Here is a 13,605-nt window from a genome sequence, read left to right as displayed (position 1 = left end):
CAAAGAGCACAAGGCATCTATCGCCATGCCAGTTTCTGGCACCCACCGGGCTCGGTGCGGCCACCGGCCCCGCCCCACCCCTGGTCACTTTAGCGGCGACAAGGAGAAAGCCATGAGAACTACTGCCGCATCGGTTTCGCGAAATGCCTCTCGCGTGACCCTCAGCGCCCTGGCGGCATCCATTGGCCTGGCGATTGCGATGTCCTTCGCACGTCCGGCTGTGGCGGAGCCCACACCTTCAGGCTTCGTCTACACGGCCGACGAATATGGCAAAACAGTCAGCCGTATCGATCTGAAGAGCGGAAAGGTCGACATCATTCCTGTCGATTTGACACCCCACAATGTGCAGTTCGTCCCGCGAGGAGGCCGCTTGCTTGCGGTAGGCATCTCCGCATCGGGTGGAGGGACCGAAAGTCATGATGGTGGTGGCCATGGTGGCAGCGAGGACGGCGACGGAGATAAGGGCGCAGCCGGTGGCGGCAAGCTGATAGTCCTCGACACGGCCGACATCGCCTCCGCCCAGACAGTTTCGATCGACGTTGGCACCCACCCGGCCCATGTCATCGCCGATGCCGAAGGCAACCGCGCATACGTGTCCAATTCCGAAGACGACACTCTTTCGGTGGTCGATCTGCAAAAGGGCGAAGCCGTCGCGACAATCGCCACGGGCGACTATCCGCACGGCCTGCGAATGAGTCCTGACGGCAAGTCGATCTACGTCGCCAATGTCGAGGACGGCACTGTCTCGGTGATCGATATCGCCACGCTTGCAGAAACAGCCAGGATCGCGGTCGGGGTCGCTCCGGTTCAGGTGGGATTCGTCCCGGATGGCAGCCGTGTCTACGTTTCGCTTCGCGATGCGAACCAGGTGGCAGTCATTGACACTGTCACGCGGGAGTTGACGGCGCGGATCGATGTCGGAAGGTCACCTATCCAGGTCCATGCAACGCCCGACGGCCGTTTCGTTTATGTCGCCAACCAGGGAACGGAAGCGAAACCGGACGACACGGTTTCGGTCATCGATACCGCCATCAACACGGTCGTCAAGACAATTCGGACCGGCCGGGGAGCGCACGGGGTGACCGTCAGCAGCGACGGGGACTTTGCTTTCGTGACCAATATCATCGACGGCACGGTTTCGCGGATATCAGTCGCAAGCCAGTCGGTCGTCGGCACCTACACAGTCGGCAAGGGACCGAACGGTATTACTTTTCAGACCCCTTGATACGCGACCGCAGGTGCCGAGACCGTCTCGGCGCCCGCGGGCATAACTAAAGCCAGAATTGAAGAACACAGCCGTAACTGCCTTTCGCAGGGGACCTTTCTTGTCGGGGTTCTACTCTGGACGTCCCTGCCCTGCTTTTCGGAGGACGCCACCATCCAATGAGCAGCGTACCGGAATACACCTCCGGCGGTCTTGAGCCTCGCATCACCTTGTTGAGGCGGCGGCCGAATTTCGGGCTCGAAACGGACAGCTGCCGCCGTGTTGCTACTCGCCGAGATCGGCGGGCCTGCCTGTCAGATAGCCGCGACCGCCTCGGCCAGCAGGTCGCGTACCTGACCCGCGACGGCATGCAGTGCAGGATTATCGATCGCCTGCATCGAGGCCACCGGGTCAATCGCGCTGACCTCGCCCCCCCTGCAACCTCGCGCAGGATCACATTGCAGGGCAGCATCGCGCCAACGCGCGGCTCGATGCCGATGGCCTGATGCGCCATCTTAGGATTGCAGGCTCCAAGGATTCGATAGGGTGGCATGTCCACGTCGAGCTTCTTCTTCATAGTCGCCTTGACGTCGATTTCGGTCAGGACGCCAAAGCCTTTGTCCGCAAGCGCTTTCCGGGTGCGGGCGTCGACCTCGTCAAAGTTCGCCCCGGTTACCAACCGATTGAACGTATAATTCATGGCGATTTCTCCCGTAGGTCATTTTCGTAAATACTTAATCAGGGCGGCGATTGTTAGACCCACAAGAACCAGAATGACGATTCGTCCCAAGCCAGCCGAACCCCATCCCCAAGCCCATACCGTAGTCGTTCATCATGATGGTTCTGCCCCCGACAACAGACCTGCGTCATAGCGGCGGGGGCAGCAGCACTCATGTCAGGTTCTTGTTCATCATGCCTTTGCCCGTTCCCGGCATTCCGCCTTGTTGCCCGGCCATGTGGCTCTGCATCATTTCAGCCATGGCCGCCATTTCAGCCTCGGTCACTTGCGCATCACCATCGGCGTCGTGAATCTGGAAGGCGCGCACCGTCATCGGCCGGGTGTGGGCCGCATGCATCACCGCGAATTCCTCCAACGACAGCTTGCCATTGGCATCGGTGTCAGCGGTCTTGAGTTCTGACTGAGCGCCTGCCGTCAGTTCTTCGGGGCTGAGCGTACCGTCCTTGTTGGTATCAAAGGCGGCCATGGCATAGCTCTGGTGCCCACCCATCATCATGCCCATACCGCCGCCCATCATGCCGTGATGGCCGGCATCCCGCATGCCGCCGTGCCCACGCATCATACCCATGCCATCGCCCATCATACCGCCATGCTGCATCTGCGCCTGCTGGGCAATGACGGGCACTGCAACCGCCGCAAGACCAAGGGCGGCAACGATTGAGAGGGTCAGCTTCGTTGAACGTTTCATGATCATCACTCCTGAATTGATCTGCGATGAGTTCAATCTGGGGTGCAGGTGTCCCACAGGTTTGTCAGGCGGGTCGGCCATTTGTATCAAACTGTCGCAAACACCGTTCCGGTGAAGGTTTGCGACAATCTTCCGCCCGCGTAACCCCCAGGATTGGCTAGGGTCAGGTGCGGGAGATATGATGATGACCGGTTCGCCCCATATCCTGATCGTCGATGACCACCGCGAGATCCGCGATGCCTTGGCGAAGTATCTGGAAAAGAACGGTATGCGTGCGACGGACGCGGCAAATGCCCTGTTGAAGGTGGGGCAGTTCGATCTGATCGTGCTGGATGTGATGATGCCGGGCGAAGACGGCCTGTCGGTCTGCCGCCGTTTACGCGCCCAGGGTGGCATACCGATCCTGATGCTGACCGCACTGGGGATGATACCGACCGCATCGTTGGACTTGAGGTTGGGGCCGATGACTATCTGCCGAAACCATTCAATCCGCGCGAGCTCCTGGCCCGGATCAAGGCAATCCTGCGGCGGTCCGAACGGGCGCGGATGCCGGGCGGCAACATTGCCGGGCACAGGCTGGCGTTCGACCGATGGGTTCTGGATACCGACCGGCGACTGATCGATACCGAAGGTGCCGAAGTCGCGCTGACCACATCCGAATTCCGCCTTCTGACGGTGTTTCTGGCCCGCCCACGCTTCGTGCTCAGCCGCGATCAACTACTCGATCTGACCTCTGGCCGGGCGGCACAGGTGTTTGATCGCACCATCGACAACCAGATCAGCCGAACGGGAGGATTCGGTGGCACGTCGAATTCCGTGGGCATCGCATCGAACTGACGACGGGCCAGATCAAGAAGCAGCCTACCTTCCGAAAGAAGATACTCGAACAGGCTGGTGTGCTGCCCCCCAGCGTGCCGGGGCCAACTACCGGCGATGGGCTATCGACCTGAGGAAGAATGCCATCGAGCTTCCCTGGCGGGACAGGCCGGTCGATGCCGGTTTCGCCATTGATAGGCTCGCCAGGCATGGGGATGGGCGCTGGACGATTGAATACCAAGGCAAGGCGATCAAGTTCACGACGACGAAACTTCGCAGGCAAGTCAGTTTCCGCAAACGCATGCTGGCCAAGGCCAAGGTGCTGCCGCCCCAACTGGACCCGGCTGCCTATCGGAAGTGGATGGACTGGCTCATGCAAAACGCCATAGAGGCTGCACCGCAGACCGGTGATGCCTCGATGGCAGAGAAAAGCTGGCTTAATGACCTACCAGAGCTAGCCGGCTGGCAAAATGAAGCACCGCCCCAAGCGACCAGCTAGGGCGGCGGTCCAGCGGACGGTACTTGCTCGATGCAAGTACGATCCGCTCAGATTGATATGTCTTGGGATTCGCCGTTGCTAGTTTCATTGTTTCTTCGAAACTTCGCCGGGGGATGCGCCGCAGCACAACAGTGCCGGTCAATTCATTCGAGCATTTGACCGGAAATTCTGTCTCCGTTGATCCTGGCTCGAATCCAGTTTCCCTAGGCAAACTGGACGCCGCGGCAGATAAATAGGAACGGATATCACGGCGGACATCCGCGTTGGAGCGGTCACAGCCTTCGGCAGAAGTGCGCCCGAAAAGGGCTGTCGGCGGGTCCCTCGTGGGAACGAAAAAAGAAGAGAAGCAGAACTTTCGCGTGCAATTTTTGCACACGAACACTCGTAACCAATTGATATTACTTACCTATCTTCCCCATCCATCATCGGTGCGACGGCGACGATTTTCGTGCCGTCGGCGTAGAGCTTGGTCATAAGGTCTCGAATGTATGTGGGGCGGCAATCGCCCTCTAGATAAGGCCGCTCCCTACCACAACAAGGCACGGAAGGCCAAATCCGACCGGTCCCGCCCAAAAGGCGGCGCGACAGCCTCGGACGTCAGCCGTCCGCTTGGCTTGGTTTGGGCTCGGGCCGCGTGCCGACATAAACGGCGCCTGCGACAAAGATCAGTGACACGCCGACCGCCACCCACGGACCAGGCTTGCTCAACCAGAACAGGCCGTAGCCGAGGGCCATGCCTGTCCAGGCCATGATCTTGGCCCGGCGCGGGATGGCACCCTGTTCGCGCCAGGCGCGTAAGGGCGGGCCGAAAGTCGCATGGCCGAGCAGCCATCCCTCGAAGCGCGGCGACGAGCGACCAAAGCACCAGGCAGCCAGGATAATGAAGATCGTGGTCGGCATGACGGGCAAGAAGGCGCCGACAATGCCGAGCGCCAGCATCAGCAGACCGAGCGCGAAATAGACGCCGCGCTTGGCGCTCGAACTCATCGCACCAGCGCGTCGCAAAAGCTGCTTCATCGCGTCGCCGCCAGCCCAGCCGAACCCTCAGCGCCGGACGATGATACGGCTGTCGACGTCCTTGATGTCGCGCAGGCCGCAGAAGGCCATGGTGATATCGAGCTCCTTGCGGATAATGTCGAGGCACGCGGTCACGCCCGCCTCGCCGCCGGCGCCGAGGCCATAGAGGAACGAGCGGCCGATGAACACGCCCTTGGCGCCAAGGGCCACGGCCTTGAGCACGTCCTGGCCGGAGCGGATGCCGCCATCCATCAGCACCTCGATGCGGTCGCCGACAGAGTCGACGATGCCGGGCAGCGCCGAGATCGAGGAAACCGCGCCGTCGAGCTGGCGGCCGCCATGGTTGGAGACGATCAGCGCGTCGGCGCCGCTTGCCACGGCCTTCTCGGCGTCTTCGGCATCGAGGATTCCCTTGAGGATCAGCTTGCCGCCCCACTGCTCCTTGATCCACTTCACGTCGTCCCAACTGAGCGCCGGGTCGAACTGTTCGGCGGTCCATGACGACAGCGACCGCAGATCGGTGACGCCCTTGGCGTGACCGGCGATATTGCGGAAGGTGCGCCGGTTGGTGCGCAGCATGTTGAGGCACCAGCGCGGCTTGGTCGCCAGATTGATGATGTTGGCAACCGTCATGCGCGGCGGCGTCGACAGGCCGTTGACGATGTCCTTGTGGCGCTGGCCGAGAATCTGCAGGTCGAGCGTCAGCACCAGGGCCGAGCATCTGGCAGCCTTGGCGCGACGGATCAGGTTCGAGACGAATTCGCGGTCGCGCATCACATAGAGCTGGAACCAGAATGGCTTCGACGTATTTTCGGCGATGTCTTCGATGGAGCAGATGCTCATCGTCGACAGCGTGAACGGAATGCCGGCCTTCTCTGCAGCGCGTGCGCCATGAATCTCACCGTCGGCATGCTGCATGCCGGTTAGGCCGGTCGGCGCGATCGCCACCGGCATCGACACCGTCTCGCCGGCCATCGTCGTTTCAAGCGTACGGTCGCGCATGTCGACGGCAACGCGCTGGCGCAGCTTGATCGGCACGAAGTCGCTCTCATTCTCGCGATAGGTGCTCTCGGTCCAAGAGCCGGAATCGCAATAGTCGTAGAACATGCGCGGCACCCGGCGCTTGGCGATGGCTCGAAGATCGGCGATCGAGGTAATCGGACGCGCCATTCCACTATGCTCCAGGATGCTGATGACCGGCGGCATGTAAGCCGCCTTCGCGACCGATGCCAAGGCCTGACCGGCAAGATGTCTGTCCGGAAATCGCAGACTTTCGTTCTATGCCCGGTGTTCGAGGATGTTGACGATGTTGCCGAACGGGTCGCGGACAAAAAACCGCCTGACGCCCCAGGGCTCATCGGCAAGATCGTAGACGATCTCAAGGCGCGCGGCCTTCACCCTGTCATAGAGCTCATCGACATTGTCGACCTCGATCGAAAGCAGCGGTACAGGCGTACCCGCCCCACCTTCGCTGGCAACGCCGAGCTGCGGTGTCATCGTGCCGCCGGTGCCGAAGGTCAGGATCCAGCCGTGATCCATGAGAATGTCGAGCCCGAGCAGGTCGCCGTAGAATGCTTGTGCCGCCCTGGGCTCCGCTGCGTGTAGATTGGCGACGATGCGACGAACGGCCATGTCGTGTTTCCTTTCTGACGTCAAAAGGGGCCCGGAGGCCCCTCTCGGCATTTTTTGCGTTTGCTGGCCCTCAGGCGTTGGCGGCCATGACCGCACGTTTGGCCATCACCACCACCAGGTTGGCGCGATACTCCGGTGTGGCATGGATGTCACCCATCAGGCTGCCTGACGGAACCGTCACCCCCTCCAGCGCCGATGCCTCGAACTTCCTGGTCAGCGCCGCCTCGATCTCCTTGGAGCGGAACACGCCATCGTCGCCTGCCCCGGTGACTGCCGCACGCACGCCATCCTTGCCCTTGGTTACGAACACGCCGGTCATGGCATAACGCGACGCCGGGTTCGGGAACTTGGCGTAGCCCGACCTGGCCGGCGCGGTGAAGGTGACGGCGGTGACGATCTCGTCGTCCTTGAGCGCTGTTTCGAACAGGCCCTTGAAGAATTTGTCGGCGGCGATCTGGCGCTTGTTGGTGACGATGGTCGCGCCCAGCGCCAGCAGCGCCGAGGGGTAGTCGGCCGCCGGATCGTTGTTGGCGACCGACCCGCCGATGGTGCCGCGATGCCGGACGGCGGGATCGCCGATGTGGCTGGCGAGATGCGACAAGGCCGGGCAGACCTTTTTCAGCTTCTCGTCATTGGCGACGTCGAAATGCGTCGTCGCCGCACCGATGGTGACGTTCTTGCCCGAGACCTTGATGCCCTTGAGGTCGGCGATGTGGTTCAGGTCGACCAAGTCCGAGGGGGCTGCGAGCCGTGTCTTCATCGCCGGGATCAGCGTCATGCCGCCGGCGAGATATTTGGCGTCACCGCTCTTGATCTTCTTGGCGGCGTCCGCGACCGAGGTGGCGCGATGATAGTTGACGGAATACATGGTGCGTCCTCCTCAGTGCTTCGTGCCGGCGCGCAATGCGGCCCAGACCTTGCCCGGCGTCGCCGGCATGGTCAGGTTGTCGTGGCCGAGCGCATCGGTGATGGCGTTGATGACCGCCGGCGGCGAACCGATGGCGCCGGCCTCGCCGCAGCCCTTGATGCCGAGCGGATTGCTCGGACAGGGCGTGTTCGACGTCGATATCTGGAACGACGGCAGATCGTCGGCACGCGGCATGGTGTAGTCCATGTAGCTTGCCGTCAGAAGCTGGCCGCTGGCGTCATAGACAGCGCCTTCCAGCAGCGCCTGGCCGACGCCCTGGGCGATGCCGCCATGCACCTGCCCTTCGACGATCATCGGATTGATGATGTTGCCGAAATCGTCGGCAGCGACGAACTGGACGATATCGGTCTTGCCGGTCTCGGGATCGATCTCGACCTCGCAGATGTAGCAGCCGGCCGGGAAGGTGAAGTTCGACGGATCGTAGAATGCCGTCTCCTTCAGGCCGGGCTCCATGCCTTGCGGCAGGTTGTGTGCGGTATAGGCGGCAAGCGCCATCTGGAACCACGGCACATTCTTGTCGGTGCCGGCGACCTTGAGCTGGCCGTTCTCGATGACGATGTCACCCTCGTCGGCCTCGAGCAGATGTGCTGCGATCTTCTTGGCCTTGGCCTCGACCTTGTCGAGCGCCTTGACGATCGCCGACATGCCGACTGCGCCCGAGCGCGAGCCATAGGTGCCCATGCCCATCTGCACCTTGTCAGTGTCGCCATGGACGATGGAGACACTGTCGAGCGGCACGCCGAAGCGTGAGTTGACGAGCTGGGCGAAGGTCGTCTCATGGCCCTGGCCGTGGCTGTGCGAGCCGGTCAGAACCTCGATGGTCCCGACGGCATTGACCCGCACCTCGGCGGATTCCCACAGGCCGACACCTGCGCCGAGCGACCCCACCGCCGCCGACGGCGCAATGCCGCAGGCCTCGATGTAGCAGCTCATGCCGATGCCGCGCAGCTTGCCTTTCTTGGCCGCCGCAGCCTTGCGCTTGGCAAAGCCGGCATAGTCGGCCTGCTTCATCGCAGCGTCGAGCGAGGCGCCATAATTGCCGGCGTCGTAGCACATGATGACGGGCGTCTGGTGCGGGAACTGGGTGATGAAGTTGGTTCGCCTGAGTTCGGCCGGCGACACGCCGAGCTCGCGCGCGGCAATCTCCATGGTGCGCTCGAGCACGAAGGTGGCTTCAGGCCGGCCTGCCCCGCGATAGGCATCGACCGGTGCGGTGTTGGTATAGACGGTGCGCACATTGCCGTAGATCGCCGGGATGTTGTACTGGCCCGACAGCAGCGTGGCGTAGAGATAGGTCGGCGTCGCCGAGGAAAATAGCGACATGTAGGCGCCGAGATTGGCGACCGTGTCGACTTTCAGCCCAACGATCCTGTTGTTCTTGTCGAAACCCATCTCGACAGTGGTGTGATGGTCGCGGCCATGGGCGTCGGTGAGGAAACTCTCGGTGCGATCGGCCACCCACTTGACCGGCACGCCGGTCCGCTTCGAGGCCCACAGGCAGACGATTTCCTCGGGATAGATGTAGATCTTCGAGCCGAAGCCGCCGCCGACGTCGGGTGCGATGACACGCAGCTTGTTTTCCGGCGCGACGTTGTAGAACGCGCTCATTACCAGTCGGGCGACATGCGGGTTCTGCGAGGTCGTCCAGCAGGTGTAGTGATCCTCGGCCTTGTCGTAGTGGCCAAGGGCCGCGCGCGGCTCCATCGCATTCGGAACCAGCCGGTTGTTGACGATGTTGAGCCGGGTGATGTGGGCAGCCGACTTGAGGGCGGCGTCGGTCGCAGCTTCGTCGCCGATGCCCCAGTCGAAGATCAGGTTGCCGTCGGCTTCGGGATGAAGCTGCGGCGCGCCCTTGGCGAGCGCATCGACCGCATCGGCAACCGATTTGCGTTCCTTGTAGGTGATCTCGACAGCTTCGGCGGCGTCGCGCGCCTGGCCCTTGGTGTCGGCCACCACCACCACGACGGCATCACCGACATAGCGCACCCGGTCGACCGCCAGCGGCGACCACGCACCCATCTTCATCGGCGAACCATCTTTGGAATGGATCATCCAACCACAGATCAGGTTGCCGATGCCGTCGGCCTTGAGCTGCTTGCCGGTCAGCACGCCGATGACACCCGGCATCGCCTCGGCCTTTTTGGTGTCGATCTTCTTGATGTCGGCATGGGCGTGCGGGCTGCGCACGAATGCCGCGTGTTTCATGCCCGGCACGACCATGTCGTCGACATAACGTCCGGCGCCTGTGATGAATCTCTTGTCTTCCTTGCGCGCAACCCGCGCGCCGATGCCTTCGATTCCCATTTCAGTTCCTCCCGAACTCAAAAAGCAGATGGCGAATGGTGGCTATGGAAGGAGATCGCGAAGGCGTAAGGGACCATGTCCCTGCGCCCTTCGCTCCCCGCCCCTATGCCGCCTTTTTCGCCTTGCTCTTGGACGCCTTCGACATCGTTTTCGAAGCGGCGAGGATCGCCTTGACGATGTTGTGGTAACCTGTGCAGCGGCAGATGTTGCCTTCGAGCTCCGCGCGCACGGTCGCCTCGTCGAGGCCTTCGGGATGCCTGCGGATCATGTCGGTCGCCGTCATGATCATGCCCGGCGTGCAAAAGCCGCACTGCAGGCCATGATGTTCCTTGAACGCCGCCTGGACGGGATGAAGGTCGGCGCCATTGGCGAGGCCTTCGATGGTGGTAACGGTCGAACCCGAGGCCTGTACCGCAAGCATCGAGCAGGACTTCATCGCCTTGCCGTCAACGTGGACGACGCAGGCACCGCATTGCGACGTATCGCAACCGACATGCGTTCCGGTCAGCCCCAAATGCTCACGCAGGAAATGAACGAGAAGCGTGCGGTCCTCCACCGCGCCGCTGACCTTTCGGCCATTCACGACCAAAGATACCTCCGACATGAAACCTCCCATGTTGCCGCGACCGGCTAGGCAGACCCCGCACCAGTCAGGTGAGCAAATCCTATCTGTGCAAATGCAGGCTGCAAGCGCCTTTTTGGATCCAGACACGCAATGCGTGCATGCCAGCGCAGAAAAGACGCCTGATCGCGGCCGCTTCGACTTCAGCCAACTTGCAGCCCAGCCAGCAACGGCCACTTCCCAGGCTGCAGATTGCAAGTGGCCAGACTGCAGATTGCAAGTGGAATGCGCGCGCGGATCGTGCCAAAAGCCGTCATCACGTTTGCGGGAGGCCCTGCTTGGTCAACTTCGTCATCTCTCCGCCCGAGCCAGCTTCGGTCGCCATTTCAGGATCTTCGCACCGGTTTCCGGTACGGCGCATCTTCTGCGTCGGCCGCAACTACGCAGCGCATGCCCGCGAAATGGGCAAGGATCCCGATCGCGAGCCGCCGTTCTTCTTCGGCAAGCCGGCAGATTCTGTCGTCGACAGCGGCACGACGATCCCCTATCCGCCGCTGACCGGCGACCTGCACCACGAGATCGAGCTTGTCGTCGCCATCGCCAAGGGCGGATCGAACATCGCCGCGGCCGACGCGCTCGACCACGTCTGGGGCTACGGCGTCGGCATCGACTTGACCCGCCGCGACCTGCAGGACGCAGCCAAGAAACTCGGTCGCCCCTGGGACTGGGGCAAGGGTTTCGACCGCGCGGCACCATGCGGACCGCTGGTGTCGGTGTCCGACATCGGCCACCCCGACAAAGGCCGGGTGTGGCTCGCCGTCAATGGCGAAACCAGGCAGCAAGGCGACCTCTCCGAACTGATCTGGTCGATCCCCGAAGTGATCGCCATCTGCAGTGAATCGATGGAACTGAAGGCCGGCGACCTAATCTACACCGGCACGCCGGCGGGCGTCGGCGCAGTCAAGCCAGGAGACCGCATGACAGGCGGTGTCGACGGCGTCGGCGAGATCGAGATTTCGATCGCTGCACGGTAACTGGCGGGCGGCGGCTCAGGCCGTCGCCTTCTTGCGCTTTTCGTAGAGCATGACGAGCGTTTCGGCGACGAGCGCCGGCTTGTCCTCGCCTTCGATCTCGATGGTGTTTTCGGCCTTGAGCAGATATTGGCCCGGGCCCTTGTCGTCCATCGACATCAGCACGGTGCGCAGGCGCACCCGCGAGCCGACCTTCACCGGCGAGATGAAACGCACCTTGTCGAGGCCATAGTTGAAGGCAGCAAGCGTATTCTCGGGCACCACGCCGATTTCCTGGACCAGCGCGCCAATCAGCGACAATGTCAGGAAGCCATGCGCCACCGTGGTGCGGAACGGACTGCGCCGTTTCGCCCTTTCGGGATCGACGTGGATCCACTGGCGGTCGCCGGTGCAGTCGGCAAAGGCATCGATGCGGCTCTGGTCGACAAGCACCCAATCGGAAACGCCGAGTTCCTGCCCGATATTTTCGCGCAATTCCTCATAGGTCTCGATGGGCTTCCGCACGCTTCCCTCTCCTCACATAAGCTGGCCAAGTGGGCGTTGGGGACCATAAACGAGGCGCGTTTGTCAACCTCCAAGCGCAGCGGAAAGGGCTATTCCGCAGCCTCGCGCTCTGGCAGATCGTCGGTTCTCTCGGGGTCGCCGGGGGCTGTTTCGCAGCCGAGTTCGGGGAACGCCACCGAGCGCTTGCCGTGGAAATCGGTGCGCACGACAACCAGCCCCTGCTCCTCGAAATAGGTCAGCAGCCGCCGTGCCCGGCGCGCCGAATGGCTGCCATAGGCATGCGCGATCGCAGCGTCGGATGGGCAAGGCGCGCCTTTGACCGCTGCCTGGGCAACGATCAGGAACACCGCCTGCAGATCCTCGGGAAGTGTCACGGACATGCCGAGGGCCTGTTGCCAGGTATCGCTCGACGCGGTTTCTTCATCGATGCCCGAACGCGCCACCGCGTAGCGGCGGCGGAACATCGACAGCGGCGGCGGCTCGCCCTGCATCCGCTTGATGCGGCAGCGGACGAGAAAATCCTGGTACAGCACGGCGTCCGTACGGAACGCCGCGTCGGGATCCTCGACCATCTCGCGCACGATGGTATCGATCAGGGCCTCGCGCTCGGCTTCATCGAACAGCGGGAAGATCGGCTCGGCAACGGGCGCCGAGGCCTCGGTGCGCACCTGGGAAAGCTGGGCGATGATGTCGGCCGTGGGCGTCGGCGCAGGCGGCGCCGTGCGCCGGACCGTCTGGCGCGTTTCCAGCGGCGCCGGCGCAAAGATCAGGTCGCGCGTGTCTTCGCTGGCGTCGGGCAGTGGCATCAGCTTGGGGCTGACCGAACGTGCCGAGGTCTCGACCGGGCCGATGGCGACCGGCAGCGGCCGGCGCGACATCGCCGGTCCGAGCGCGATGAAATTGCCGCGCGCCAGATCGCGGAACATTTCGGCCTGGCGCCGCTCCATGCCGAGCAGGTCGGCGGCGCGCGCCATGTCGATGTCGAGGAAGGTGCGGCCCATCAGGAAGTTGGACGCCTCGGCGGCGACGTTCTTGGCGAGCTTGGCCAGGCGCTGGGTGGCGATGACGCCGGCCAGGCCGCGCTTGCGGCCGCGGCACATCAGGTTGGTCATCGCGCCAAGTGAGATCTTGCGGGCTTCGTCGGAGACCTCGCCGGCGATGGCCGGCGCAAACAGCTGCGCCTCGTCGACCACGACCAGAACCGGGTACCAGAAATCACGCTCGGCATCGAACATGCCGTTCAGGAACGCTGCGGCACCACGCATCTGCTGCTCGACGTCGAGGCCCTCGAGATTGAGCACGACCGATACGCGATGCTGGCGGATTCGGCCGGCAATGCGGGTCAGTTCGGCTTCGGTGCGCTGGGCATCGACGACGACATGTCCGAACTTGTCGGCGAGCGTGACGAAATCACCCTCGGGGTCGATGACGCACTGCTGCACCCACGGCGCGCTCTGTTCGAGCAGGCGACGCAACAGATGCGACTTTCCCGAGCCCGAATTGCCTTGAACCAGCAAACGGGTCGCCAACAGTTCTTCGAGATCAACCTGAGCCTTCGTCCCCCCGGACGCCGCCCCCATCTCGATGCCTACCTTCATCCTCTACCCCAGTTGAACCCTGCTGCGCCGGTCCGCGAGTCCGTATCGATTCGCGGAAGCCACAATAGCCGGATTCAAAGTGT

At 62.7% G+C, this 13,605-nt stretch carries 13 protein-coding genes and 2 pseudogenes; 5 read left to right on the top strand and 10 right to left on the bottom strand.

Annotated features, from left to right (window positions below):
* The first annotated feature begins 112 nt into the window (after window positions 1–112).
* Complete coding sequence (locus HNQ95_RS03690; RefSeq protein WP_182573517.1) at window positions 113–1,225, top strand: YncE family protein; 1,113 nt, start codon at window positions 113–115, stop codon at window positions 1,223–1,225.
* A 293-nt stretch (window positions 1,226–1,518) separates the two neighbouring features.
* On the opposite strand, the pseudogene HNQ95_RS03685 reads toward HNQ95_RS03690, so the two are convergent.
* A pseudogene (locus HNQ95_RS03685) lies at window positions 1,519–1,904 on the bottom strand (DUF302 domain-containing protein).
* A 190-nt stretch (window positions 1,905–2,094) separates the two neighbouring features.
* A complete protein-coding gene (locus tag HNQ95_RS03680) occupies window positions 2,095–2,712 on the bottom strand; it encodes an EF-hand domain-containing protein (RefSeq protein WP_246719223.1) in 618 nt (205 codons plus the stop codon).
* 103 nt (window positions 2,713–2,815) lie between these two features.
* Here HNQ95_RS03680 and HNQ95_RS03675 point away from each other — a divergent pair, with 103 nt between their 5' ends.
* From HNQ95_RS03675 to HNQ95_RS03670, 3 genes and pseudogenes are all read left to right on the top strand, one after another.
* Window positions 2,816–3,250: a response regulator gene (locus HNQ95_RS03675; protein WP_446680307.1), complete on the top strand. Its 435-nt coding sequence runs from the start codon at window positions 2,816–2,818 to the stop codon at window positions 3,248–3,250.
* Window positions 3,178–3,468 (top strand): winged helix-turn-helix domain-containing protein, encoded by a 291-nt coding sequence (locus HNQ95_RS34280; protein ID WP_446680306.1) that lies wholly within the window; start codon window positions 3,178–3,180, stop codon window positions 3,466–3,468. Before HNQ95_RS03675 ends, HNQ95_RS34280 begins: the two co-directional genes overlap by 73 nt.
* A pseudogene (locus tag HNQ95_RS03670) lies at window positions 3,417–3,946 on the top strand (hypothetical protein); the annotation flags it as partial. The gene HNQ95_RS34280 and the pseudogene HNQ95_RS03670, both read left to right, overlap by 52 nt.
* A gap of 597 nt (window positions 3,947–4,543) precedes the next feature.
* Here the strand turns inward: HNQ95_RS03670 and HNQ95_RS03665 are convergent.
* From HNQ95_RS03665 to HNQ95_RS03640, 6 genes are all read right to left on the bottom strand, one after another.
* Window positions 4,544–4,963: a YbaN family protein gene (locus HNQ95_RS03665; protein ID WP_067961175.1), complete on the bottom strand. Its 420-nt coding sequence runs from the start codon at window positions 4,961–4,963 to the stop codon at window positions 4,544–4,546.
* A 27-nt stretch (window positions 4,964–4,990) separates the two neighbouring features.
* The gene (locus HNQ95_RS03660; RefSeq protein WP_067966396.1) at window positions 4,991–6,133 is read right to left on the bottom strand and encodes an alpha-hydroxy acid oxidase; all 1,143 of its coding nucleotides are present in this window, start codon (window positions 6,131–6,133) and stop codon (window positions 4,991–4,993) included.
* Between the two features lie 108 nt (window positions 6,134–6,241).
* Window positions 6,242–6,595 carry a VOC family protein gene (locus HNQ95_RS03655; protein WP_067961170.1) on the bottom strand — a complete coding sequence of 118 codons (354 nt, stop codon included), beginning with the start codon at window positions 6,593–6,595 and terminating at the stop codon, window positions 6,242–6,244.
* A 70-nt stretch (window positions 6,596–6,665) separates the two neighbouring features.
* The gene (locus HNQ95_RS03650; protein ID WP_067961167.1) at window positions 6,666–7,463 is read right to left on the bottom strand and encodes an FAD binding domain-containing protein; all 798 of its coding nucleotides are present in this window, start codon (window positions 7,461–7,463) and stop codon (window positions 6,666–6,668) included.
* 12 nt (window positions 7,464–7,475) lie between these two features.
* Window positions 7,476–9,827 carry a xanthine dehydrogenase family protein molybdopterin-binding subunit gene (locus HNQ95_RS03645; RefSeq protein WP_067961162.1) on the bottom strand — a complete coding sequence of 784 codons (2,352 nt, stop codon included), beginning with the start codon at window positions 9,825–9,827 and terminating at the stop codon, window positions 7,476–7,478.
* Between the two features lie 103 nt (window positions 9,828–9,930).
* Window positions 9,931–10,431, bottom strand: a complete 501-nt coding sequence (locus tag HNQ95_RS03640) for a (2Fe-2S)-binding protein (RefSeq protein WP_067961159.1) — start codon at window positions 10,429–10,431, stop codon at window positions 9,931–9,933.
* Window positions 10,432–10,727: 296 nt separating this feature from the next.
* Between HNQ95_RS03640 and HNQ95_RS03635 the strand changes: the two genes are divergently transcribed.
* Window positions 10,728–11,423, top strand: coding sequence for a fumarylacetoacetate hydrolase family protein (locus tag HNQ95_RS03635; protein ID WP_067961157.1), 696 nt, complete (start codon window positions 10,728–10,730; stop codon window positions 11,421–11,423).
* A 15-nt stretch (window positions 11,424–11,438) separates the two neighbouring features.
* On the opposite strand, the gene HNQ95_RS03630 is transcribed toward HNQ95_RS03635, so the two are convergent.
* Together HNQ95_RS03630 and HNQ95_RS03625 are read right to left on the bottom strand one after the other, a co-directional pair.
* Entirely contained in the window at window positions 11,439–11,924 is a 486-nt protein-coding gene (locus HNQ95_RS03630) for a MaoC family dehydratase (RefSeq protein ID WP_067961154.1), read from the bottom strand.
* A gap of 89 nt (window positions 11,925–12,013) precedes the next feature.
* Window positions 12,014–13,522, bottom strand: a complete 1,509-nt coding sequence (locus tag HNQ95_RS03625; protein WP_182573380.1) for a helicase HerA domain-containing protein — start codon at window positions 13,520–13,522, stop codon at window positions 12,014–12,016.
* Window positions 13,523–13,605: the final 83 nt, after the last annotated feature.

It is taken from the genome of Aminobacter ciceronei (assembly GCF_014138625.1).
In the GTDB taxonomy this organism is placed as follows: Bacteria; Pseudomonadota; Alphaproteobacteria; order Rhizobiales; family Rhizobiaceae; genus Aminobacter; species Aminobacter ciceronei.
This window is presented reverse-complemented; position numbering and strand designations above follow the sequence as displayed.

Bases quoted from the DNA above. Each gene is read 5' to 3' on its own strand.
- HNQ95_RS03650 (WP_067961167.1), bottom strand. From the start codon at position 7,463: ATGTATTCCGTCAACTATCATCGCGCCACCTCGGTCGCGGACGCCGCC.
- HNQ95_RS03655 (WP_067961170.1), bottom strand. From the start codon at position 6,595: ATGGCCGTTCGTCGCATCGTCGCCAATCTACACGCAGCGGAGCCCAGG.
- HNQ95_RS03645 (WP_067961162.1), bottom strand. From the start codon at position 9,827: ATGGGAATCGAAGGCATCGGCGCGCGGGTTGCGCGCAAGGAAGACAAG.
- HNQ95_RS03680 (WP_246719223.1), bottom strand. From the start codon at position 2,712: ATGGCCGACCCGCCTGACAAACCTGTGGGACACCTGCACCCCAGATTG.
- HNQ95_RS03625 (WP_182573380.1), bottom strand. From the start codon at position 13,522: ATGAAGGTAGGCATCGAGATGGGGGCGGCGTCCGGGGGGACGAAGGCT.
- HNQ95_RS03640 (WP_067961159.1), bottom strand. From the start codon at position 10,431: ATGTCGGAGGTATCTTTGGTCGTGAATGGCCGAAAGGTCAGCGGCGCG.
- HNQ95_RS03665 (WP_067961175.1), bottom strand. From the start codon at position 4,963: ATGAAGCAGCTTTTGCGACGCGCTGGTGCGATGAGTTCGAGCGCCAAG.
- HNQ95_RS03660 (WP_067966396.1), bottom strand. From the start codon at position 6,133: ATGGCGCGTCCGATTACCTCGATCGCCGATCTTCGAGCCATCGCCAAG.
- HNQ95_RS03690 (WP_182573517.1), top strand. From the start codon at position 113: ATGAGAACTACTGCCGCATCGGTTTCGCGAAATGCCTCTCGCGTGACC.
- HNQ95_RS34280 (WP_446680306.1), top strand. From the start codon at position 3,178: ATGCCGGGCGGCAACATTGCCGGGCACAGGCTGGCGTTCGACCGATGG.
- HNQ95_RS03675 (WP_446680307.1), top strand. From the start codon at position 2,816: ATGACCGGTTCGCCCCATATCCTGATCGTCGATGACCACCGCGAGATC.